Origin of the sequence: Eubacterium sp. CAG:161 (assembly GCF_000432355.1) — a bacterium.
Taxonomy (GTDB): domain Bacteria; phylum Bacillota; class Clostridia; order Lachnospirales; family Lachnospiraceae; genus Eubacterium_G; species Eubacterium_G segne.
The window spans coordinates 44,020-65,054 of the sequence record NZ_HF991872.1; the positions used below are offsets into that span (position 1 = coordinate 44,020).

Here is a 21,035-nt window from a genome sequence, read left to right on the forward strand (position 1 = left end):
CTTAAATGCCGGAAGTTTAAAGGCTTTTTTGTTTTTCTTTTTGCTTAAATCCCTTCTGATAAATTTAAGAGGACTAAGTTTAAGCTTCTTATAAAGAGATATAAAATTAACCACCAGCATAATTATAAGAGGTACAACTGTTGTTAAAATAAATGCTTTTCCATTCCAGATAGTAACATATGTAGGCAGTGAATAACTTCCGTAATACATACTTGCAGCAACATATTTAAAGGCTGTATATCCTAATATATTACCTATAACAGCTGCAACTAAAGACACCATTATTGGCAGGAATATATAATGCCTTATTAATTCTGTCCTTGTATAGCCTGATGCCCTAAGAGTTCCTATTACCGCTGCTTCCCTGGTTATAGTGTGATTAATTGTTACGGCAAAAACAAATGCCATTATTACAATAAGTATGTACAAAAGCACCAGCATCATTGACTGATCCCCCCCAATATCGTCCCCTGTAAACTGAATTGCATTGTTCTGATATCTTGGAATATATATTTCCACATTATTCTGAACCATATATACGTCTTCAACCATTTTTTCAAGGAATTTGTCAGACATTTTCTTTTCTTTTGTTTCATTTACCGGCTCATTACGGTACTTCCATACATAGCTGTAACTAATATTATGGTCAAATGCTTCAAAAACATCATCTTTAACTATAGCCACACCAAACAAAACCGCATCAAACATCAAATCATTATTATCTGAATACAATGCACTAAAATCTGACAATGCCACTAAACCTGATACCTTAAATTCCTTATCTCCTACCCTGATTTTGTCCCCTACTTTAACCTTGTTGTTGTCAGCATACATTCTGTCAATTGTGATTTCATTGTCATTTTCAGGCATTTCGCCTTTCATAAGGCAGATTTTATTTACTTCTTTTCTGTCTTTAAACACTCTTAAAGTGCTGTCATTTTTGCCATCCATATTACTGTCGGTATCAATATCCTTATAGAAATTTTCATACAAAGTAACATTTTCTTTTTCTATTTCCTTTATAAGGTCATTGTCTGCCTTTTTATCAAGAACAAAATGTCCGTCCTCAATATTATGCTTTTCAAAGCTTTCATCGTAGGCTGTTTTCATGCTGCCTGCGGCAACTAAAAAGCCTGATATAAAGCCAATGGTAAGGGTCATAAAAAGAAAAATAACAAGATACTTGCTAAAATCTTTTTTAAGTTCTCTAAATATTCTTTTTCTCAATGGATTCTTCATTTAAGCCACCACCTTACCAGTCCAAATCACTTGCTGATACTTTATTTTTATTTTCAAAGCTGTCTCTGATTTTTCCGTCCTTTAATTTAATAACCTTATCTGCCATGTTCTTTATTGCGTCATTGTGGGTAACCATAATAACGGTATTCCCATATTTTTTATTTACATTTTCAATTAACTTAAGGATTTCTTTTGATGTATTGTAATCTAACGCTCCTGTAGGTTCATCACAAAGAAGAATGTCCGGATTTTTTACTATTGCCCTTCCTATTGCTGTTCTTTGCTGCTGGCCTCCTGATAACTGGTTAGGAAGCTTATGTCTGTGTTCATAAAGTCCTAAAGTTTTTAACAAATCATCAATTTCTAAAGGATTATCGCTAAGATAAGCTCCTACTTCTATATTTTCCTTAACGTTTAAGTTAGGAATAAGATTGTACATCTGAAATACATATCCTAAATGTTTTCTTCTGTAATAAGTTAATTCCTTTTCTTTCATGTCAGCTGTTTTTTCACCGTTAATACTTATATATCCACTGTCGGCACTGTCAATTCCGCCTATTATATTAAGTAATGTGGATTTTCCTGAGCCTGATGGTCCCAGCAATACGCACATTTCACCTTTTTCCACTCCAAAGCTTATCCCTTTTAAAACATCTATTTTGTAATCACCACTTCCAAAACTTTTCTTTAATTCATTTATTTCTAAAAACATATACCTACCTTATCCTTTTTTTAATCAAAAAATCCCTCTGTAGACAACCCATAAGGTCTTCTACAGAAGGATTCTTAGGTCATCTTAGTTTCACTTTAATGACATCCCTTACACTTTTTACAATCTCCACCACACTGAAGAGATTTACCGTTTTTCTTATCCTTTACCATGCTTCTTATAACAAAAAATATTATAACTGCAAGTATAAGTAACACAATAGCTGTTCCTATCGTTCCATTCATAAAATCCTCCTTTGTAATAATGGAGTCCGGCAAAAACTAATGCCCAGTTAATTTTTGCCGGTCAGCATAATCAAAATAGCTTACTTAATTTGTTTCAATTTTTATTAGTTGTTTTCCTTTGAAGGTCTGAATAACAGATATAAAAATCCGATTACTACTAGGATAGCAATAATTGTAAATATTCCAAATCCTGTTTCTCCTACAATAAGTCCACCAATCTGGTAAATAACCAAAGCTGTAAGATATGCGAAACATGTCATATATCCAATTGCAATCCAGAACCATTTTGAGTTATTCATTTCTCTCTTAATAGCACCCATAGCTGCGAAACATGGTGCACATAAAAGGTTGAATGCTAAGAATGCGTATCCTGCTACAGGTAACATTCCCTCGAAGTCTAATACTCCGAATACACCTACAACTTCTTCTTTTGCAACAAGTCCCATGATTGTAGCAACTGTTGCTGTTGCATCATTAAATCCTAATGGTGCAAATATCCATTTTACAACGTTACCGATTGAACCAAGTACGCTGTCTGCAAGTTCCATATCTGAACTATATCCAAATCCACTTCCTGTATTTCCGAAGTGTGAGCCAAGCCATACAACGATAGATGAAAGAAGGATGATTGTTCCTGCTTTCTTAATGAATGACCAGCCTCTTTCCCACATGCTTCTTAATACAGTACCAACTGTCGGCCAGTGGTATGCAGGAAGTTCCATAACGAATGGTGCAGGTTCTCCGGCAAAAAGTTTTGTTTTCTTTAAGATAATACCTGATGTGATAATTGCGAACATTCCAAGGAAGTATGCACTAGGTGCAACCCACCATGCTCCGTTAAATAAGGCTGCAGCAATTAACGCTATAATTGGAAGCTTTGCTCCACAAGGTATAAATGTTGTTGTCATAAGAGACATTTTTCTATCTCTGTCATTTTCAATTGTACGTGTAGCCATAAGTCCCGGAACACCACATCCTGTACCAATTAATATAGGGATGAACGCTTTTCCTGATAATCCGAACTTTCTGAAAATTCTATCCATGATAAATGCTACTCTAGACATATATCCACAACTTTCAAGGAAAGCAAGGAATATGAAAAGTACAAGCATCTGAGGTACGAATCCAAGTACTGCACCTACACCGGCAATTATACCATCAATAATAAGTCCTGTTAAGAAGTCATTACAGTGAATAGCTTCTAACCCATTGCCAACTAATACAGGAATACCAGGAACCCATACTCCATATTCTGATGTATCAGGGCCTGTAAATTCTCCTTCTTCATCAATGGCATCTCCAAGAGCTTCGTCCATGTTAAGACCTTTTTCATCAAAAGCGTCATTATATGAACCGTAAGCTTCTTCGAAAGCACCAAAGTCCTTGTCAGCAATAGCATCTTTTACTTCTTCTGCACCGGCAACGTTTTCTTTTACAGCCTTTTCAGCAATCTGCTCAAGCTCTGTAGAGAACACGTTTTCATCTGCCCATTTATCCAAATCTTTCTCGTACTGTGCAGTTCCTATTCCAAACAAATGGAATCCGTCACCGAACACACCGTCATTAGTCCAGTCTGTAGCCCATGTACCAACTGTTGTAACTGATATATAGTAAACAATACACATAACAACGGCAAAAATCGGTAATGCCAATATACGGTTTGTTACGATTCTATCAATCTTATCTGATGCTGTAAGTTTATCAGATTTTGCCTTTGTTACACAATCTTTTATAATTGATGAAATATAAACATATCTTTCGTTTGTAATAATACTTTCTGTATCATCGTCAAAAGCTTTTTCTAACTTATCAATCTGCTTTGACACATCCGGAACAGTCCTCATTATTTCCCTGATTTTTTCATCTCTCTCTAAAAGCTTAATTGCAAAGAATCTTTTCTGTTCTTCCGGAATATCTGCTGAAAGTAATCCCTTAGTTTCATCAATAACTTCTTCAACTTCATTGGCAAACTTATGAACAACTATATTCTTCTTTTTGCTTTCTGCAAGTTTTACGGCTTTATTTGCCAAATCCCTAATTCCTGTTCCTTTAAGAGCTGAAATTTCAACAACTTCACAGCCTAACTTTTCGCTTAACTTGTTAATATGTATTTTATCCCCTCTTTTTTCAAGAACGTCTAACATATTAACTGCCATAATTACAGGAATACCAAGTTCCATAATCTGAGTTGACAAATATAAGTTTCTTTCAATATTTGTACCATCAACTATATTAATAATAGCATCAGGTCTTTCATTAATAAGATAATTTCTTGCCACAACCTCTTCCAAAGTGTACGGTGACAATGAATAAATACCAGGTAAATCCATAAGAGCCACATCTTTATGACCTTTAAGCTTACCTTCCTTCTTTTCTACTGTAACGCCAGGCCAGTTTCCAACAAACTGATTAGAACCGGTTAATGCGTTAAATAATGTTGTTTTTCCGCTGTTAGGGTTTCCGGCTAACGCAATTTTAATTGACATATTTACTTCCTTTCTAAATAACAAGAATTATTTTGTTTGTTGATTCTACTTTTTGTTAGCATTTGCTAACCTATGGGGCAAAAAAAATTACTCTACCTCAATCATTTCGGCATCAGCCTTTCTAAGAGATAACTCATAACCTCTTACAGTAACTTCTACCGGGTCACCTAACGGTGCAACTTTTCTTACATAAATATCTACACCCTTCGTGATTCCCATATCCATAATTCTTCTCTTTACAGGTCCGTCGCCGGTAAGTTTCTTAACCGTGACTGTCTGCCCGCAGGCAACTTCTCTCAGCGTTTTCATAAAGCACCTCTCTCCTTTTTAGTTAGATCATTATTTTATTAGCCATATCTTTTCCTATGGCAACTCTGGAATCTTTAACATTGACAATAACATTTCCGCCGATTTGTGATATAACCGTAACTTCACCGCCAACTACAAATCCCAAACTTTCTAAGAACTTTTTGGTCTCAGCTTTTCCGGATACTCTTTTTACTATATTAACTTCTCCCTCTTTAGCCATCGTCAAAGGCATCATATCACCCTCTCTTTACTCAAAACGCAATTGTACATCTTTGTTTCGTTAATTAGTATAAACTAACTGATATTAGATGTCAATAATGTTTTTTAGTGTTTTCTAATTTTTGTTTTGTGTAACAATCTTTTGTTTCTTTTAATATACCAATTGGTTAATTTAGCCAAATTGAATTTATTTATATAACGTGGTATAATTACAATAAATATTCGTTTTAAGGAGTTTTTCATATATGAAAAGTAATGAATCTGCAGAAAACTATTTAGAGACAATACTGGTTTTGAGTAAAAAGCTCCCGGTTGTTCGTTCCGTTGATATTGCCAACGAACTGGGATTTAAAAAATCAAGTGTCAGTATTGCCATGAAGAATTTGCGTGAAAAAAATCATATAACTGTAACAGATTCAGGTTTTATCTATTTAACTGATGAAGGAAAGGCTATTGCGGAAATGATTTACGAGCGCCATCAGCTTATATCAACATGTCTTGTAAAGCTGGGAGTTCCGGAAGACATTGCCGTACAGGATGCCTGTCGTATTGAACATGTTATCAGCAAAGAAAGTTTTGAAGCAATAAAGAACCATTTAAAAAATAACACAAAATAAATAAGGTGCTGCCATAAGCGGCACCTTATTTATTTTTGTGCTTTTATTTCGTTCCTGTAGGAGTAATCGTTATATTATCCACACTAACTCCCGCTTTTCTTTTTATCACATCCTCTATCTGTGCTCTCTTTGCATCATCTACTTCCTTTTCGCTTATTATTACATCAGCCTGTTTATCACTAATTGTTACCACGATATCATCAAATCCCTTTGCTTTAAGTAATGTCTCAATGGTATTTTCCTTTTCATTTAATTCCGTAAGTTTCACCATTGATTTTACGGCTTTCTTTTTTTCACCTTCACTTATATCGTTATTATTAATCACTTCTAACAATGTTTCTTTATTTTTGGATCTTATCTGCTCTCTGTTTAATCTTGCCTGTGCCATGTATGAAGCCAAATTAGTGCCATTAGTAAGGACTGCTGCCCCCGGTTCTTTAGTTGTTTCTTCCCCTGCACTTTCTTTTGTTTCCTTATTATTGGCGTCTTCCCCATCTAAGCTTTCAATATCATTATCTCCCGTTAAAAGATTGTCACCGTCATAAACAGATTCATATGTAGTTCCATTTACCTTTGCAGCCTCTTTTTTCTTATCTGCATTATCCGCATAATTCAAGTATCCGGCAACTGCAATTAATACTGCAAGAAATGTTACGATAAACTGATTTTTCTTAAAAATCTTTTTCATATTACCCCCTTAATATTTAATCAATTTCTACTACAGATATTTTATGCAGGGGAACATCAAACAATGCAGACAACATCTTTATTATCTCCTCTTTTTTTGAAGAATCCCCTATACCTGATGCCATAATGGCTATTCCTTCCACTTCCGGATACATTTCCTTTATCACATAAGGACTTTCTCCATTATCATTTTCCAAAATAACCGTCTTTTTCTTTTGACTGTTGCTTTTTTCCTCATCACTCCCTTTTTTAGATTGAGATGCTTCATCCTCACTGTCTTCCTTTACCACCTTTTCATTTCCGGACTTTAAAGTAACCATAACGGAAACCTTTGAAACTCCCTTTATGCCTTCAATCATATTAGAGATTTTTTCTTCCATTATTTTTCCATAGTCATCTTCAAGGCTTGCACCAATATATTCCGTCTCCCTTATTTTAGTCTGTCCTTCACTCCTTCCATTTTCAAAATATGATGCTCCTATAAGCATTATTCCTGCCAACACTAAAAGTATCAGTTTTTCTTTACCTATTTTTTTAATTTCCATTATTTTTTTCAGATTCATCTTCATACTTTTCACTTATCCTTTCAAATAAATCCTCCCTGAATTTGTTCACACTGTTTTCTAAATTACTGTTTTTATCTATTTTTACACGGCTATATTCACTTATGATTTTATCTACATTAATGTTGTTTTTTTTGTATTTTACAATAGGATTAAATATAAGCATTAGAAGCAAAAATCCTGCAAAAAGTTTTATATATTTCTTACTGCTTTTTTCCGGAAATATATTTAATATAAGTGTTGTAACAATCATAAAAATACTAATATTTCTTATATATCCATAAACAAATTCCATACTACTCCTTTCCCGTCACTATGCATATTATGGCAATGCTTATAATAAACAACATTGAAGCCCCGATAATCACTTTGGCAAGCATCTTTATTCCCATAACTACACAACTTATACTATTAATCATTCTTTTATCTGCTACAGGCTGTACAACTGCCTGGGCTATCTGCATTGATATGGAATATAACTGAATTTTAATAAAAGGCACTCCGCAAAGCATAATAATCACAATTATGGCAAAACCTCCTATGGTATTTTTTATTAAATTAACAGAGCCTAACAATATACCGCATACTGCATCTGAGCCATCTCCTACCACTGGCAATGCTCCTACTACCTTTCTAATGGCATTGTTTTTCACTCCGTCTACTGCCGGAAGTATCAGTGCCTGAATAATATTAAGACCAACAACTATACCTACGACGGTTTTATTAATAAAAGCTATGGCGTTTTTCAGCAAATCCGAAGTTTTGGATAAAAAATCCTCTTTTGATATATTATTTATAAGATTAATTGTTACATAAACCTTTATCATTGGAACAAGAACCCTTAAAAATATAAATTGTGCCACACTTATAATAACTAATGTAAGCTGATAAAATCCTGCCGCAGCCACCTGACCTGTTATTGCCACAGACAGGAAATACGCCGGTACAATGCCACACAAAAACTCCAGCAGAAGCCTTACAAAATCAGTGGCAATCAGGCAAAAATTTTCAAATAAAGTCATAAGCATTGTAGTAACAATTAAATAGCATATGTAAAATCCTGTGGAAGATATTCCTTCATTTGAAAACACATTGGCAAAATTAGTAAAAAAAGCAGATAAAATTACAATTAAAAGCAAATTTCCAAGAGCTTTTTCAACCATTGTAAAATCCCCAACTGTTTTCTGATATACCACATTAGAGCATTCCTTTATTGCATCTAAAACATTTCCACTCATAATCTCATCTAAAATATGCCTAAAATTTAAATCCCGATACCCGTTTTTCTCCAAAGTTTTTATACTGTCATTTATTTCAAAATCGTCAATTGACATGTACTCTTCATTTTTATTTAAATCAGATGCCTTTATTGTAACGGTATTTATTCCCCAAATACATATTGCCAGTACAATAGCCATGTAAACATATTTTCTCATACTTAATTCTCCCATACTTTATGTTAAAAGGGATGTAACTGCATATATCAGTTCCGTAAACACCGGCAGACTTACTACTAAAACCGTAAGTTTTCCAAATATCTGTACCTGATTTGCCACTGCTAAATAACCGCAATCCTTGGCAATATCAGAGGATATTTCCGATACAAAGGTGATACCGGTTATTTTTAGTAAAATTTTAATGTAATCTTTACTTATTGAAGTCATTCCTGAAAGCCTGTCCACTATTTCAATAATATCGGAAATTCGCAGCAGAGAATATACAAAAATAAATATGCACACCACCACTGAAATCATAATTCCATATTCAGGCTTAATTGTTTTAAACCACACCGCCAGAATTACCCCGACAATTCCTATCACACCTATTGTAAGCATCTTTTTCCTTCTTATAACTCAAATAATTTCTGTATTGTTTTAAACAAATCATATATATAAGGTACAATCCACATAAGAACTAATATTAATCCCGCCAAACTTGTAAGAAATGCCTGTTCCTCCCTGCCACTGTGTTTTAATATCTGCCCTATAACCGACACGATTATCCCCACAGCAGCAATTTTAAAAATCAATCCTATTTCCATACTTTCTTCACCTTTCATTTGTTATAAAAATAAAATGGCAAGAAATGCCCCTGCAGCTATTCCGGTAGTTCTGTATAACCGGCATTTCTCTGTTTTACCTTTTTTTAATTCCCCTATATTGTCATCAATACATTCCATGGCATGATCAATATTTTTTATTTGTGTTTCTTTGTCTGTCATACCTATTGTATTTCCCAAATCTTCAATAATTGCTATATCCTCTTTTGACAGTTTACTGTCTGATACAAAACTTTTTTCTATATTAAACTGCCATGCCTCTTTCAATGTGCCTACATTATCTTTTATCACACCTTCAAAAAATCCCGTCATTATATTATCTGAAATCCCTGTTAATTTTTTCATGGATTCATATATTCCTCCATTGTTATACTTAATTTCCCCTTCCAGTAAAAACAGCATTTTCTTAACCTGCTCTAACTGACTGATACGGGCGTTATAATCCCTTCCCATACCAAATCCTATTCCACCGCAACCTGAAAATATTAATAAACATCCAAATATTTTCAACAACATATGTACTCTCCTATTCTTTTTATAATTACTTTTCTTTCAAACATATTTACCATATCTTGTCCAAACTTTTTTGTAACATCTTCCACATCCCTGCCGTGAGCTGTAGCTATAACCTTTACTCCGCTTACACCGGCTGATTCTATGGCTTCTATATCCTCTTTTTTTCCTATTTCATCTAAGGCAATTATTTTAGGTGCCATTGAACGGATTGCCATTAATATCCCATCCTTTTTGGTGCAGTTACTTAATATATCTGTACGAATACCTAAATCTATGGTGGGCACTCCCATGTACATTCCTGATATTTCATTTCTCTCATCAATAACACATATGCTTGTCCCCGGTGTTTCATTACTGATTTTTTTAATATAATCCCTTAGTAATGTTGTTTTCCCCAATCCCGGTGGAGAGATTATAAGGATGTTCTCAATTTTTTCATTGCTTTTTGTTTTTTCATATAACATTTCTCCGTAATTTTCAATTTGTCTGCATACACGAATATTTAAAAATTTTATATTTTTTATTGCCTTTATCCGGTTATTTTCCTTCACTATTACACCGCCAAATCCAATACGATGACCTCCCGGCACAGACAAAAATCCCTCTTTTATATTGTCTTCAAAAGCATATGCTGAGTAATCCGTGGCTATGTTAAATGTATCTGAAATATCATCCTCTGATATTATTACATCTCTAAAAACTTCCTCTGAATTTACCTTATTTATAATCAAAGGGCTGTTTACTCTCATTCTAATCTCCGTTATTTTGTTATATTCCGGGCACCTCTTCACTTTTTCCTTAATTTTTAAATTAAAATACTCATATAGCTCTCTCATTTTTATTCTCCTCATGAAAATATATGATTAATTAAATTTATTATTCTATTTACTTTTAAATTTTTGTACTGTAGAATTAAATTAACAAAACAAAAGAAAGAGGGAATACTTATGAAGAAAAAATCAAATTCACGTAAGATAGTAATTTCTGCATTAGCAGTTGTTTTGGTTACTGCCTTGGGATTTAGCATTGCCTTTGCCAATTCCAAGCCGTCTCATGCCGTGGAGTCTTCCTCCACTATAGAAACTACTGCTTCTGATGTTGTAGAAACTTCTACTACACCGGAAATTAATCTTATTAAAAAAATCACTCTTAATCACTCTTCTTTAACTCTTACTAAAGGAAAGAAAAGTGTATTAAAAGCCAAGGTAACATATGATGGGGATTCTTTTGATACTAACGAGGATTACGTCTGGAGCAGCAAAAATAAGTCTGTTGCCACTATTTCCAAAAACGGCAAAGTGGTAGCTGTTAAAGCAGGCAAAACATATATAATATGCAGTAGTCAAAGCGGAAATGTTAAGGTTCGCTGTAAAATCACAGTAAGGAATCCATATAACCCTGTAAAGACCATTAAGTTTGACAAAGACCAGATGCGTCTTAACAAAAAGGATAAGCGTGTACTCAAACCAATTATTACATACGGTGACAAAAAGAAGAAAAAGTATGCTCACGAGGAACTTATCTGGAGAAGTTCAAATAATAAGGTTGCCACTGTAAACAAAAATGGTAAGGTAACAGGAAAGTCTAATGGTACAGCATATATAAAAGCTACTTCTAAATACACTAACAAGAGTGTTAAATGCAAAGTATTTGTTCAAAATACCAAATATATTGCCATTACCTTTGACGATGGTCCGGGAGAATATACCAATACTCTTCTTGATGCCTTAGAAAAGTATCATAGCAAAGCCACATTCTTTGTTCTTGGAAACCGTGCCGCAGCATATAGCAGTCAGTTAAAACGGGAATACAACTTGGGAATGGAAATTGGAAGTCACACATACAGTCATAAGAATTTAAAAGCTATTCCTAAAAAAGAAGTTATTAGCGAAATTAATAACACTAAAAAAGCCGTAAAAGATGTTATTGGTGTTGAACCTAGTTTACTTCGTCCGCCATATGGAAACTATAATGCTACAGTAAGCAAACATGCAGGTGTTCCAATGATTTACTGGTCTGTGGATACTGAAGACTGGAAATACAAAAATGCCTCATATGTTAAGAGAACCGTACTCAATTTTGCATCAGACGGACAGATAGTATTGTTACACGACATTCATCAGACAACTGTTCAGGGATTTATTAAAGCCTTACCATCTCTTAGAAAACAGGGCTATGAATTAGTAACTGTAAGTGAGTTATATGCCATTAAAGGCAAGACCCTTAAAAAAGGTGTAATGTATTATGGTCCATATAGAGACAATAATTAAATTATAGTTTAGGCAATAAAAAATAGAGCATTCCAAAATTGATGCTCTATTTTTTATTGGGTTTTATATTACCTTTGACAGGAAAGATTGTGTTCTTTCACTTCTTGGATGTTCAAATACCATTTCCGGAGTTCCCTCCTCAATGATTTTGCCTTCATCCATAAAAATCACTCTTGATGCAACTTCTCTGGCAAAACCCATTTCGTGAGTAACAACCACCATTGTCATTCCCTGTCTTGCCAAATCCTTCATAACATTAAGAACTTCTCCTACCATTTCAGGGTCAAGGGCTGATGTAGGTTCATCAAACAACATAACCTCAGGCTCCATACACAACGCTCTGGCTATAGCCACACGCTGCTTCTGACCACCTGATAACTGCGAAGGATAAGCTTCAGCTCTGTTTTCAAGATTAACTCTTTTCAAAAGCTCCATTGCAGTATTTTTTGCTTCCTCTTTGTCCTTTTTAAGAAGCTTAGTAGGTGCAATAGTCATATTCTTTAAAACACTCATATGAGGGAATAAATTAAAATGCTGGAATACCATTCCTACTTTCATACGATAATTGTTAATATTAGTTTTGCTATCTGTAATATCCTCACCATCGTATGTAATTTTTCCTTCAGTTGGTATTTCAAGTAAATTTAAAGTACGAAGCATAGTAGATTTTCCTGAACCTGACGGTCCTATTATAACTACCACTTCTCCTTTTTTTATTTCAAGACTTACGTCATCTAAAGCCTTGATTTCACCATTTTTATAATATTTCTTTATGTTTTCTGCCTTAATCAGAGGCTTAAAACTATCGTTCTGCATTTCTCAGCCTCCTTTCCAGCTTTCCTAAAAGCCATGTAAAGAACATTACCATAACCAGATAAATAACGGCAATGAAAATAAGTGGGAAATACGGATTATAAGTAGCCGCTCTTACCGAGTCACCTGCTCTTGTAAGATCCATAAGACCTATATAACCACACACAGCAGTTTCCTTCAATAATACAATAAACTCATTTCCAAGAGTTGGAATAACATTCTTAAATGCCTGTGGAACAATAATATAAATCATTGTCTGGGCATAATTGAAACCAAGGCTTCGTCCTGCTTCGTTTTGTCCAATATCAATAGACATAATTCCACTTCTGAAAATTTCTGCCACATAGGCACCTGAGTTAATACCAAATGCCAAAGCAGCAATTGGAATCTGAGCATTGGAGCTTTGGAATACAATAAAGTAAATTATAAGAATCTGAACAACAACCGGCGTTCCTCTTATAACTGTAAGATAAACTTTACATATAAAATTAAATATTGCTAAAATAATCTTTCCAAATCCCATCCTCATTTCGTCATACTGTCTGGTATAAGTTGTCCTTACTATGGCAATTAACGCTCCTATTGCCACACCTAACAGTAATGCGAAAAAAGTAATTATAAGTGTGTTTTCTAATCCGGTTAAATATAACTTCCAATAATTTTTTGAAAAGAAGCAGGTATCAAACTGTTCCTTTATATCTGCTATACTAAGTGAACTTAACCATTTAATATTCCACATACCATTAAATAATATCTGCATTGTAACCTCTTATCTTAAAAAGGCTGCCCTGCTACAGGCAGCCGAATTTTTTATAATTATTTTGCTTTGATATACTTATCAAGAATCTTCTGGATAGTACCTTCAGCCTTTAATTCATTAAGTGCGCCATTTATTTTATCTTTTAATTCTGTATTATCTTTTGCAACAGCAATTGCGTAATCTTCTGTTACATATTCTGTATCAAGAATCTTAAGACCCTTATTAGCCTTTACAAATTCCTTTGCAGGCTGATTATCAATTACTACACAATCAATCTTTCCACTAACTAAAGCCTGAACTGCATCAGCACCTTTGTTAAACTGCTGAACCTTACCAAATCCCTTGTCCTGAATATCTGATGTACAGTAAATATCACCTGTTGTACCAAGCTGAACACCGATTGTGTTATCAGCACCCTTAGTTGTTAAGTCCTTAACATCTGTAATTTTTGAATCTTCTCTTACAATAACAACCTGAACACCTGTAGCATATGAATCTGTAAAATCTACATTTTTCTTTCTTTCATCTGTTACTGTCATTCCGGCAGCACCTATAGCATCTTTTCCTGATGTAATAGCCGGAATAATTGAATCAAAGTTCATATTATCAACCTTTAATTCCATGCCTAACTTATCTGCAATTGCCTGAGCAATATCAACATCGATACCAACTACATCTTCACCTTCAACATACTCATATGGTGGAAACTCTGCGTTAGTTGCCATTGAAAGAACCTGCTTTCCGTCCCCGCCACTTTTTGAATCTGATGACTTGCTTCCACATGCGCTGAAAACAGCAGTTGCCATAACAAGTACCATTACTAATGAAATAATCTTTTTCATTTTTTTGTTCTCCTTATTAAATATATTTTATCTAATGCATAAAAATTTGCCTTTACAATTATATCTGATAATAGTCATTATTTCAATTAAAAAAATTAAATTTAGTAAATATTGAAGAATATTAATCATAATTGTTACCCATTGCGGTAATTTCTGCTTTCATTTCCTGCGCAAATGCCTCCGGCTCTAGCACTTTAACCCATGCCCCCTGACTAAGAAGAAACATCTTTATTCCGTCTCCATAAACATTAGCACTTATTGTATATTTTCCATTCTCACATTTTACAATTTCAGATTCAGGTATTTTATCTAATACTGCCTGAACTGATGGCCCGGTAAATTCAAATTTAACGTACCTCTTTATTCCCTGTCCCGGCCACATATATTGAATCTTGTTTTTAAGCTCCCCTTCATCAAATCTTTCATTATATTCAATATGAAAACCTGTTCGGTGCTTTATGTAACTGACTATTCTGTCCATTCTGTAAAATCTGTTAACTTCTAAGCCATTTGCACCGTGTGCAGCAATAAGATAAAAATAATACTCGCTAAATACAATAGCCAACGGTTTTACCTTTCTTGTTATTTTACTTCTATCCATTTTATAGTATTCAATGGTAATCTCCTTCTGTTCCCTTATACAGTTTGAAATTCCCCATACATTATCTAACACATTATCACAGTCTGATTGTACCGGTATGTAATGATATAACTCTTTAGACGTAAGCTCATTGGTCATTTTCTTATCTTTAGCCGACATAAATGTTTCCATTTTATTTATAATAAGCTTCATTTGATTTTCATTAAAACAACGGCTGGCAATAAGTACCTTTATTACGGCTAACAATTCTTTGTTTAAAAGAAAGTTATCCATTTCTAAATAATACGCTCTTTCCTGATATGAATACATTATTTCACACCCAAAAGACCTTCCTTCATTGTCGCATAAAAAATTCTTTAGTTCATTAATATCCCTTGTTATACTTTTAGTTGATACCTGATACTCCATGGATAATTTCTTTACGGAAACGTATTCACCACAAACTAATCTCATAAATATATCCAAAACTCTGTATTTCTTATGAATGGATTTTGACATTTTAACACTCCTTTATGCTATATTATCTTAGATTATAGCACATCATTAAGACATATATGTGTCCTGTTAAGTCTTTTATTTTAGTTTTTTGAAACATTACTGCAATAAAAAAAGCACTTTCGTGCTTTTTTTATTTATGATATGGCTGATTATTTATTATTCTGTAACTTCTATATATCTGTTCCAGTAAAATAACCCTCATAAGTTGATGAGGAAATGTCATTTTAGAAAAACTAAGTTTGTAATCAGACCTGTCTGAAACTTTTTTGTGTAATCCCAAAGACCCACCAATAACAAATACTATATGACTTTTCCCATTAATTCCTAACCTGTTAATTTTGTCTGCCAGTTCAAGAGAATCTAACTGCTTTCCATTAATTTCCAAGGTTATAACATAGGCGTCATCAGGTATTTTAGCTAATATCCGGTTTCCTTCTTTTTCTTTTACCATATCAGCCTCTGTTTCTGAACAGTTTTCCACTGTTTTTTCATCCGCCACCTGTACCACCTCTGCCTTGCAGTATCTGGAAAGCCGCTTTAAATATTCATTCACTGCCTCTGTATAAAATTTTTCCTTAATTTTACCAACAGTTAATATTATTATTTTCATATAAACTCCTGCTAGTTTTGACTAAATCTTGATAAGAACTGTCTTGTTCTCTCTTCCTGTGGATTTTCAATTACCTGCTTTGCATCACCCTGCTCCACAATCACTCCACCATCCATAAATATAACAGTATCTGCCACATCTCTGGCAAAAGCCATTTCATGGGTAACAATAACCATTGTTGTCTTCTCTTCAGCCAGGGATTTTATAACCTTAAGCACTTCTCCCGTAAGTTCAGGATCAAGTGCCGATGTAGGCTCGTCAAAACAAAGAATATCCGGTTTAAGTGCCAAAGCCCTGGCAATGGCTACACGCTGTTGCTGTCCTCCCGAAAGCTGGTGTGGATAATGATTAACCCTGTCTGCTAATCCCATTCTTGCCAACAATTCTTTTCCATGTTCTTCTATTTTGTTATAAATTTCTTTTTTATTCTGCTTAAAGTCAGGCAAATCCTTTGCCAGCATTTTTTCTGCTAATGTAACATTTTCCAATGCTGTATACTGTGGAAAAAGATTAAAAGACTGAAATACCATTCCAAAATGAAGTCTTTTGTCTCTTAAATCCTTATCTTTTTTACTTTTTATCTGACTTGCATCAAACAAAATTTCATCATTTACTGCAATGGTCCCACCGTTTGGTATTTCAAGAAAATTAAGACATCTTAAAAGAGTTGTCTTACCTGAGCCTGAAGAACCTATAATTGCCAAAGTCTGTCCTTCCTCTAAATCAAAACTTATATTTTTTAAAACATCGGTGCTACCGAAATGTTTCTCTATATTTTTAACTTCTAACATTGCCATTTCAATACACCTCCTTATTTAAAATAATCTAATTTCTTTTCTATGTAATTAAACAAAATGGTAAGAATACCTACGAATATCAGATAAAATACCCCTGTGTAGAACAGTGGCCATATAATACCCTCTGATTTCATAAAGTTTTCCCCCATTACCGTTAATTCCTGTACAGATATAATTCTTGCTAAAGATGTATCCTTAACCAATGTAATTATTTCATTTGACATTGGTGGCACTATTCTCTTAATCATCTGAAGTAATGTGATTTTAAAGAATATTTGGAATTTAGTCATTCCTAGAACCTGTCCTGCCTCCCTTTGTCCTGCGGGAACGCCTTCTATACCACCTCTGAATATAACTGAAAAATAGCAGGCGTAATTAATGGTAAAGGCAACTACTGTTGCAATAACCCTGCTCCATGAATCCCCTGTCCACACATAATATCCTATTAATCCCGGGCCATAGAATATTATAATAATCTGAAGCATAAGAGGGGTTCCACGGATAATCCATACAAACACGTCAACAAGATATTTTAAAGGTTTAAATCTGCTCATTGAGCCAAAGGCAATAATAAGTCCCAGTGGCAATGAAAATATTAACGTTAATATAAATATTTCTACTGATATTCCAAGTCCGCTAAGTAACTCTTCCGTAACGCTTAAAAACATAAAGTTTCTCCTTAATCCTTTTACCGTTTTAAGGCAGAGAGCAAACAACCCTCTGCCTTAAAATAATTTTTCTAAATTTTATTATACCTTTATTTTGATGAAACTACAACTACCTGTGCATTATTGCAGTAAGCATTTGTACATTCCATAGAATTTTTAACTTCATTTGTCAATGTCATACCATTCCAAACAACGTCAATTTTCTTTGAATCAAGTTCCATTGTTTTTGTATCCCAGTTAATTACTACAAATTTAATCTTAACACCCAACTTTTCAGCAAGTTTCTTTGCTAAATCTGCATCAAAGCCAATCCAGTTTCCGTCTTCATCTTTGTAATCCATTGGTTCAAATTCTGTAATACCAACAACTAATGTTCCTTTATCTTTAATGTACTTAACATCATCGCCTTCAACATATTCACCTGCTTTAGCCTGCTCTACTAAGGTATCACTTACCTTATATGTATCAGCTATGGTCTTCATTTCTCCTGAAGCATATATTTCACTGAAGAAATTATTAATGTATGCTGCAAGATCTGAACCCTTTCTGCATCCTACACCATATTCTTCTGTAGTAAGCTTATCTGTGTATTTAAGGTCAGGATAACTTGTTCCTTCACCAATCATAGCACCTGCCATAAGTAAATCAATAATGGCAGCATCAGATGTTCCTGAATTTACTTCCATTAAAGCCTTTGCCTGTGACTGTACAGGGTTTGTGCTCCATCCCTTTGACTTAGCAGCTTCTTCACCGGCTGAGCCCTGTTCTACTGCATATACCATACTTGAAGTATCCTTCTTGTCACCTGTTTTCTTTTCGCTGCTTCCGCAACCTGACAAACATAATGTTGCACACATTGCAACTGAAAGTAATAAAGCAATTCTTTTTTTCATTGTATTCTCCTTTTTAATGTTATAATTCATTAACACTTTAATTAATTAAACAAGAGAACTATATCATAATAAAATATTAAAGTCAATTTTATATTTTTATTTTTGTAATTCATTTACTTGTTATAATATCTTACTTGTTATATAATTAAATTAATTATTTTACAAGGAGAGATATTGATTATGGAAAAAAGCAACATTGAAGATAAAATTTCTGTTGATAATCAGCCTGTGGATGATATTCCTGAAGCTTCCACTGACTTCAACGAAGAATTATCAGATTTTTCAGAAAATAAGGTTCATTCCTTTGTTCGCTTATCTGACAAATATGATGATATTATGTCATCTTCATATACTTTGATATTAGTAGGTATTGTGGGAATTATTTTTATGATTTTAGTTTGGATGAAGATTATTCCCCTTCCTATCAGTTCAGAAACATCATGGCTGTTTAATTCAGTTATGGGTGGGGTTTTCATTATTTTTATAATTGCAGGGATTGTTTCATTTATGCATGCAAAGCAGGTCAGAATAGAAGCTGATGCTGAAGATAAGCTTATTGAAGAGCTTCTTTCGTGGGCAGATGAAAATATTCATGCTGAGGATATTGATGAAGATCTTGATGCTACCCAGCCTATGGAATTACTTTATTTTAACCGTGCAGATAAAATCAGGGATTTATTAATGTACCAATTTGAAAACGCCGACGAAGCCCTTATATATGAATATACGGAGCAGATATATCAGAAGCTTTATGAAAATAATGAAGATTAATTAAATATTTGCAAAGAAAAAGGAGCTACGATGTAACTCCTTTTCTTTTATCTCTTTAATTAAGATTTGGAAGATTGGAAATATATTCTTTAAATAAATTCCAATTTCCTTTTTTAATATCAAATGTATCTTCATTAAACTGATTTTCCACATATCCTTCAATTAGAAACACATCTATTCCAATATTTCTTGCAACCATGTCTTCATGTACATCATTGCCAACCATTATGCAGTCCTCTGAATCCTTGTCTAACATTTTTAACAGAAACTTATAATACTCAATATTGGGCTTTGCAAAACATGAATTTTCATATGTAGTTATGTAAGAAAAATCCTCCGGATTAAGACCTGCCCAGCCTAATCTTTCATATACGGCAATTTCCGGAAAAACAGGATTTGTTGCCACTACCAACTGATATCCTTTTTCCTTTAGTATGTCTATACACTCTGCCACTGTATCTATAGGGTGGGTAACATATCTTGCCACAGCGAAATCATCCTTATAGAACTTAATAATTTCCTTCTCCAGTTTTCTTTTAACTTTAGACTCCATTTTTCCATTACCATCTGTCATAAAGTTTTCAAATGCTTTCCAGAAACATTCCTCATTAGTAATAAGACCGTCATTTTGTACCACGGCCTTCTCACCCACCCATAATGCCGCAATAATCTTTTTAGCATCATAGCCTGCTGTTTCAAGTCTGTTCTTTAACAGCAAAATATATGTATCTGTAAATTCCTTCATATCCATTGGAAGCAATGTTCCGTCTAAATCAAAAAGTACTGTATTCATCCCTTATCCTATTAAAATTATTCGTCCCAGTTATGATAAACCTGCTGAACATCTTCATCTTCATCAAGTCTGTCAATAATAATATTCATCTTCTTAATGGCGTCTTCATCTGATAATTCTACATAATTCTGTGGAATCATTGTTACTTCTGCCTCTGCCATTTTAATTCCTTCTTTTTCCAATGCTTCTCTTACATTGCTAAATTCCTCAGGTGAAGTAATGATTTCATAGCTATCCTCTTCGTCTGCAAAATCTTCTGCTCCTGCATCAACTGATATCATCATAAGTTCATCAGGATCCATGTCGCATTCTTCCTTATCAATGATAATCTGACCTTTTTCATCAAACATATATGATACACAGCCCTGTGCTCCAACATTTCCGCCACCCTTTGTAAAGCAGTTTCTTACGTTTGCAGCTGTTCTGTTTCTGTTGTCTGTAAGAGCATCGACAATAATGGCAATACCATTTGGTCCATATCCCTCGTATCTCACTGTTTCGTAGTTAATTGCAGCTGCATTACCGGCAGCCTTCTTAATACCTCTTTCAATGGTATCATTAGGCATGTTGTTGGCCTTTGCCTTTGCTATAACATCTCTTAACTTGCTATTATTATTAGGATCTGCTCCACCTTCTTTTACGGCTACCGCAATTTCCTTTCCTATAATTGTAAACATCTTGCCCTTTGCAGCATCATTTTTTTCTTTTTTATGCTTAATATTGGCAAATTTTGAATGTCCTGACATAATTACCCTCTCTTCCGTAATTTTTTATTTATTTTAATCTATTCGCATAATTCAATAGAAATTTTAACATTTTCTAAATTAATAGTCAACTTTCCCTATGCCGCTTTTGTTTATGTATCAAGCTCTAAACTAATTAGCAAAGCGGAATCCACTGTTTTTAATATTTCATTGTCCAGATGGCACACCTTATCCTTTAACCTTTTCTTATCAATAGTTCTCAATTGTTCAAGAAGTATAACCGAATCCTTTACAATGTCACAGTTTTCTTTATTTATTTTTACATGGGTAGGCAGTTTTGCCTTCGTCATACGGGAAGTTATGGCT

General features: G+C 33.9%; 28 protein-coding genes. 3 read left to right on the top strand and 25 right to left on the bottom strand.

Annotated elements, in window-relative coordinates:
• The 6 genes from Q5O30_RS08050 to Q5O30_RS08075 form a co-directional block, all read right to left on the bottom strand.
• Positions 1-1,239 (bottom strand): ABC transporter permease (locus Q5O30_RS08050; RefSeq protein ID WP_302674655.1); only part of this gene is annotated, 1,239 nt, incomplete at its 3' end.
• Positions 1,240-1,252: 13 nt separating this feature from the next.
• Complete coding sequence (locus Q5O30_RS08055) at positions 1,253-1,951, bottom strand: ABC transporter ATP-binding protein (protein WP_021953240.1); 699 nt, start codon at positions 1,949-1,951, stop codon at positions 1,253-1,255.
• A 95-nt stretch (positions 1,952-2,046) separates the two neighbouring features.
• On the bottom strand, positions 2,047-2,193 hold the full coding sequence (locus tag Q5O30_RS08060; protein WP_021953241.1) for a FeoB-associated Cys-rich membrane protein: 147 nt from the start codon (positions 2,191-2,193) through the stop codon (positions 2,047-2,049).
• A 104-nt stretch (positions 2,194-2,297) separates the two neighbouring features.
• A complete protein-coding gene (locus Q5O30_RS08065; protein ID WP_021953242.1) occupies positions 2,298-4,679 on the bottom strand; it encodes a ferrous iron transporter B in 2,382 nt (793 codons plus the stop codon).
• 87 nt (positions 4,680-4,766) lie between these two features.
• Entirely contained in the window at positions 4,767-4,988 is a 222-nt protein-coding gene (locus tag Q5O30_RS08070; RefSeq protein ID WP_021953243.1) for a ferrous iron transport protein A, read from the bottom strand.
• 22 nt (positions 4,989-5,010) lie between these two features.
• Positions 5,011-5,223: a FeoA family protein gene (locus tag Q5O30_RS08075; RefSeq protein WP_021953244.1), complete on the bottom strand. Its 213-nt coding sequence runs from the start codon at positions 5,221-5,223 to the stop codon at positions 5,011-5,013.
• 229 nt (positions 5,224-5,452) lie between these two features.
• On the opposite strand from Q5O30_RS08075, the gene Q5O30_RS08080 reads away from it, so the two are divergent.
• Entirely contained in the window at positions 5,453-5,824 is a 372-nt protein-coding gene (locus Q5O30_RS08080) for a metal-dependent transcriptional regulator (RefSeq protein WP_021953245.1), read from the top strand.
• A 43-nt stretch (positions 5,825-5,867) separates the two neighbouring features.
• On the opposite strand, the gene Q5O30_RS08085 is transcribed toward Q5O30_RS08080, so the two are convergent.
• From Q5O30_RS08085 to Q5O30_RS08120, 8 genes are read right to left on the bottom strand one after another with little or no spacing between them, the layout of a single operon-like run.
• Positions 5,868-6,512, bottom strand: a complete 645-nt coding sequence (locus Q5O30_RS08085) for a SpoIIIAH-like family protein (protein ID WP_021953246.1) — start codon at positions 6,510-6,512, stop codon at positions 5,868-5,870.
• Positions 6,513-6,528: 16 nt separating this feature from the next.
• Complete coding sequence (locus Q5O30_RS08090; protein ID WP_302674656.1) at positions 6,529-7,056, bottom strand: hypothetical protein; 528 nt, start codon at positions 7,054-7,056, stop codon at positions 6,529-6,531.
• Positions 7,046-7,369, bottom strand: coding sequence for a stage III sporulation protein AF (locus tag Q5O30_RS08095; protein WP_021953248.1), 324 nt, complete (start codon positions 7,367-7,369; stop codon positions 7,046-7,048). The genes Q5O30_RS08090 and Q5O30_RS08095 overlap by 11 nt, the downstream gene beginning before the upstream one ends.
• 1 nt (position 7,370) lies before the next feature.
• Entirely contained in the window at positions 7,371-8,510 is a 1,140-nt protein-coding gene (locus tag Q5O30_RS08100; RefSeq protein WP_021953249.1) for a stage III sporulation protein AE, read from the bottom strand.
• Between the two features lie 18 nt (positions 8,511-8,528).
• Positions 8,529-8,909: a stage III sporulation AC/AD family protein gene (locus Q5O30_RS08105; RefSeq protein WP_021953250.1), complete on the bottom strand. Its 381-nt coding sequence runs from the start codon at positions 8,907-8,909 to the stop codon at positions 8,529-8,531.
• Between the two features lie 11 nt (positions 8,910-8,920).
• Positions 8,921-9,115, bottom strand: a complete 195-nt coding sequence (gene spoIIIAC, locus Q5O30_RS08110; RefSeq protein WP_021953251.1) for a stage III sporulation protein AC — start codon at positions 9,113-9,115, stop codon at positions 8,921-8,923.
• A gap of 21 nt (positions 9,116-9,136) precedes the next feature.
• On the bottom strand, positions 9,137-9,649 hold the full coding sequence (locus Q5O30_RS08115) for a stage III sporulation protein AB (RefSeq protein WP_021953252.1): 513 nt from the start codon (positions 9,647-9,649) through the stop codon (positions 9,137-9,139).
• On the bottom strand, positions 9,640-10,485 hold the full coding sequence (locus Q5O30_RS08120) for an ATPase, T2SS/T4P/T4SS family (RefSeq protein ID WP_021953253.1): 846 nt from the start codon (positions 10,483-10,485) through the stop codon (positions 9,640-9,642). Before Q5O30_RS08120 ends, Q5O30_RS08115 begins: the two co-directional genes overlap by 10 nt.
• A gap of 111 nt (positions 10,486-10,596) precedes the next feature.
• On the opposite strand from Q5O30_RS08120, the gene Q5O30_RS08125 reads away from it, so the two are divergent.
• The gene (locus tag Q5O30_RS08125) at positions 10,597-11,919 is read left to right on the top strand and encodes a polysaccharide deacetylase family protein (protein ID WP_021953254.1); all 1,323 of its coding nucleotides are present in this window, start codon (positions 10,597-10,599) and stop codon (positions 11,917-11,919) included.
• A 63-nt stretch (positions 11,920-11,982) separates the two neighbouring features.
• Here the strand turns inward: Q5O30_RS08125 and Q5O30_RS08130 are convergent, their stop codons facing one another.
• The 8 genes from Q5O30_RS08130 to Q5O30_RS08165 form a co-directional block, all read right to left on the bottom strand.
• The gene (locus Q5O30_RS08130) at positions 11,983-12,735 is read right to left on the bottom strand and encodes an amino acid ABC transporter ATP-binding protein (protein ID WP_021953255.1); all 753 of its coding nucleotides are present in this window, start codon (positions 12,733-12,735) and stop codon (positions 11,983-11,985) included.
• The gene (locus Q5O30_RS08135; RefSeq protein WP_021953256.1) at positions 12,722-13,492 is read right to left on the bottom strand and encodes an amino acid ABC transporter permease; all 771 of its coding nucleotides are present in this window, start codon (positions 13,490-13,492) and stop codon (positions 12,722-12,724) included. The genes Q5O30_RS08130 and Q5O30_RS08135 overlap by 14 nt, the downstream gene beginning before the upstream one ends.
• A 56-nt stretch (positions 13,493-13,548) precedes the next feature.
• A complete protein-coding gene (locus Q5O30_RS08140; protein ID WP_021953257.1) occupies positions 13,549-14,334 on the bottom strand; it encodes a transporter substrate-binding domain-containing protein in 786 nt (261 codons plus the stop codon).
• 121 nt (positions 14,335-14,455) lie between these two features.
• Positions 14,456-15,433, bottom strand: coding sequence for a YafY family protein (locus Q5O30_RS08145; RefSeq protein ID WP_021953258.1), 978 nt, complete (start codon positions 15,431-15,433; stop codon positions 14,456-14,458).
• Positions 15,434-15,563: 130 nt separating this feature from the next.
• Positions 15,564-16,043, bottom strand: a complete 480-nt coding sequence (rlmH, locus tag Q5O30_RS08150) for a 23S rRNA (pseudouridine(1915)-N(3))-methyltransferase RlmH (RefSeq protein WP_021953259.1) — start codon at positions 16,041-16,043, stop codon at positions 15,564-15,566.
• Positions 16,044-16,054: 11 nt separating this feature from the next.
• Complete coding sequence (locus tag Q5O30_RS08155) at positions 16,055-16,840, bottom strand: amino acid ABC transporter ATP-binding protein (protein ID WP_021953260.1); 786 nt, start codon at positions 16,838-16,840, stop codon at positions 16,055-16,057.
• A 14-nt stretch (positions 16,841-16,854) separates the two neighbouring features.
• Positions 16,855-17,508: an amino acid ABC transporter permease gene (locus Q5O30_RS08160; RefSeq protein WP_021953261.1), complete on the bottom strand. Its 654-nt coding sequence runs from the start codon at positions 17,506-17,508 to the stop codon at positions 16,855-16,857.
• An 89-nt stretch (positions 17,509-17,597) separates the two neighbouring features.
• The gene (locus Q5O30_RS08165) at positions 17,598-18,401 is read right to left on the bottom strand and encodes a transporter substrate-binding domain-containing protein (RefSeq protein ID WP_021953262.1); all 804 of its coding nucleotides are present in this window, start codon (positions 18,399-18,401) and stop codon (positions 17,598-17,600) included.
• A 180-nt stretch (positions 18,402-18,581) separates the two neighbouring features.
• Here Q5O30_RS08165 and Q5O30_RS08170 point away from each other — a divergent pair, with 180 nt between their 5' ends.
• Positions 18,582-19,172 (top strand): hypothetical protein, encoded by a 591-nt coding sequence (locus tag Q5O30_RS08170; RefSeq protein WP_021953263.1) that lies wholly within the window; start codon positions 18,582-18,584, stop codon positions 19,170-19,172.
• A gap of 55 nt (positions 19,173-19,227) precedes the next feature.
• Here Q5O30_RS08170 and Q5O30_RS08175 read toward each other — a convergent pair whose 3' ends face one another.
• From Q5O30_RS08175 to Q5O30_RS08185, 3 genes are all read right to left on the bottom strand, one after another.
• The gene (locus Q5O30_RS08175) at positions 19,228-19,965 is read right to left on the bottom strand and encodes an HAD family hydrolase (RefSeq protein WP_021953264.1); all 738 of its coding nucleotides are present in this window, start codon (positions 19,963-19,965) and stop codon (positions 19,228-19,230) included.
• Positions 19,966-19,982: 17 nt separating this feature from the next.
• The gene (locus Q5O30_RS08180; protein WP_021953265.1) at positions 19,983-20,711 is read right to left on the bottom strand and encodes a YebC/PmpR family DNA-binding transcriptional regulator; all 729 of its coding nucleotides are present in this window, start codon (positions 20,709-20,711) and stop codon (positions 19,983-19,985) included.
• A 110-nt stretch (positions 20,712-20,821) separates the two neighbouring features.
• Positions 20,822-21,035, bottom strand: a 214-nt coding sequence (locus Q5O30_RS08185) for a type II toxin-antitoxin system PemK/MazF family toxin (RefSeq protein ID WP_302674657.1), incomplete at its 5' end; no start/stop codon positions are given.

Bases quoted from the DNA above. Each gene is read 5' to 3' on its own strand.
- Q5O30_RS08130 (WP_021953255.1), bottom strand. From the start codon at position 12,735: ATGCAGAACGATAGTTTTAAGCCTCTGATTAAGGCAGAAAACATAAAG.
- rlmH (WP_021953259.1), bottom strand. From the start codon at position 16,043: ATGAAAATAATAATATTAACTGTTGGTAAAATTAAGGAAAAATTTTAT.
- Q5O30_RS08065 (WP_021953242.1), bottom strand. From the start codon at position 4,679: ATGTCAATTAAAATTGCGTTAGCCGGAAACCCTAACAGCGGAAAAACA.
- Q5O30_RS08160 (WP_021953261.1), bottom strand. From the start codon at position 17,508: ATGTTTTTAAGCGTTACGGAAGAGTTACTTAGCGGACTTGGAATATCA.
- Q5O30_RS08115 (WP_021953252.1), bottom strand. From the start codon at position 9,649: ATGTTGTTGAAAATATTTGGATGTTTATTAATATTTTCAGGTTGCGGT.
- Q5O30_RS08060 (WP_021953241.1), bottom strand. From the start codon at position 2,193: ATGAATGGAACGATAGGAACAGCTATTGTGTTACTTATACTTGCAGTT.
- Q5O30_RS08070 (WP_021953243.1), bottom strand. From the start codon at position 4,988: ATGAAAACGCTGAGAGAAGTTGCCTGCGGGCAGACAGTCACGGTTAAG.
- Q5O30_RS08055 (WP_021953240.1), bottom strand. From the start codon at position 1,951: ATGTTTTTAGAAATAAATGAATTAAAGAAAAGTTTTGGAAGTGGTGAT.
- Q5O30_RS08120 (WP_021953253.1), bottom strand. From the start codon at position 10,485: ATGAGAGAGCTATATGAGTATTTTAATTTAAAAATTAAGGAAAAAGTG.
- Q5O30_RS08135 (WP_021953256.1), bottom strand. From the start codon at position 13,492: ATGCAGATATTATTTAATGGTATGTGGAATATTAAATGGTTAAGTTCA.
- spoIIIAC (WP_021953251.1), bottom strand. From the start codon at position 9,115: ATGGAAATAGGATTGATTTTTAAAATTGCTGCTGTGGGGATAATCGTG.
- Q5O30_RS08175 (WP_021953264.1), bottom strand. From the start codon at position 19,965: ATGAATACAGTACTTTTTGATTTAGACGGAACATTGCTTCCAATGGAT.
- Q5O30_RS08085 (WP_021953246.1), bottom strand. From the start codon at position 6,512: ATGAAAAAGATTTTTAAGAAAAATCAGTTTATCGTAACATTTCTTGCA.
- Q5O30_RS08090 (WP_302674656.1), bottom strand. From the start codon at position 7,056: ATGGAAATTAAAAAAATAGGTAAAGAAAAACTGATACTTTTAGTGTTG.
- Q5O30_RS08080 (WP_021953245.1), top strand. From the start codon at position 5,453: ATGAAAAGTAATGAATCTGCAGAAAACTATTTAGAGACAATACTGGTT.
- Q5O30_RS08105 (WP_021953250.1), bottom strand. From the start codon at position 8,909: ATGCTTACAATAGGTGTGATAGGAATTGTCGGGGTAATTCTGGCGGTG.
- Q5O30_RS08170 (WP_021953263.1), top strand. From the start codon at position 18,582: ATGGAAAAAAGCAACATTGAAGATAAAATTTCTGTTGATAATCAGCCT.
- Q5O30_RS08145 (WP_021953258.1), bottom strand. From the start codon at position 15,433: ATGTCAAAATCCATTCATAAGAAATACAGAGTTTTGGATATATTTATG.
- Q5O30_RS08140 (WP_021953257.1), bottom strand. From the start codon at position 14,334: ATGAAAAAGATTATTTCATTAGTAATGGTACTTGTTATGGCAACTGCT.
- Q5O30_RS08165 (WP_021953262.1), bottom strand. From the start codon at position 18,401: ATGAAAAAAAGAATTGCTTTATTACTTTCAGTTGCAATGTGTGCAACA.
- Q5O30_RS08180 (WP_021953265.1), bottom strand. From the start codon at position 20,711: ATGTCAGGACATTCAAAATTTGCCAATATTAAGCATAAAAAAGAAAAA.
- Q5O30_RS08125 (WP_021953254.1), top strand. From the start codon at position 10,597: ATGAAGAAAAAATCAAATTCACGTAAGATAGTAATTTCTGCATTAGCA.
- Q5O30_RS08100 (WP_021953249.1), bottom strand. From the start codon at position 8,510: ATGAGAAAATATGTTTACATGGCTATTGTACTGGCAATATGTATTTGG.
- Q5O30_RS08095 (WP_021953248.1), bottom strand. From the start codon at position 7,369: ATGGAATTTGTTTATGGATATATAAGAAATATTAGTATTTTTATGATT.
- Q5O30_RS08155 (WP_021953260.1), bottom strand. From the start codon at position 16,840: ATGGCAATGTTAGAAGTTAAAAATATAGAGAAACATTTCGGTAGCACC.
- Q5O30_RS08075 (WP_021953244.1), bottom strand. From the start codon at position 5,223: ATGATGCCTTTGACGATGGCTAAAGAGGGAGAAGTTAATATAGTAAAA.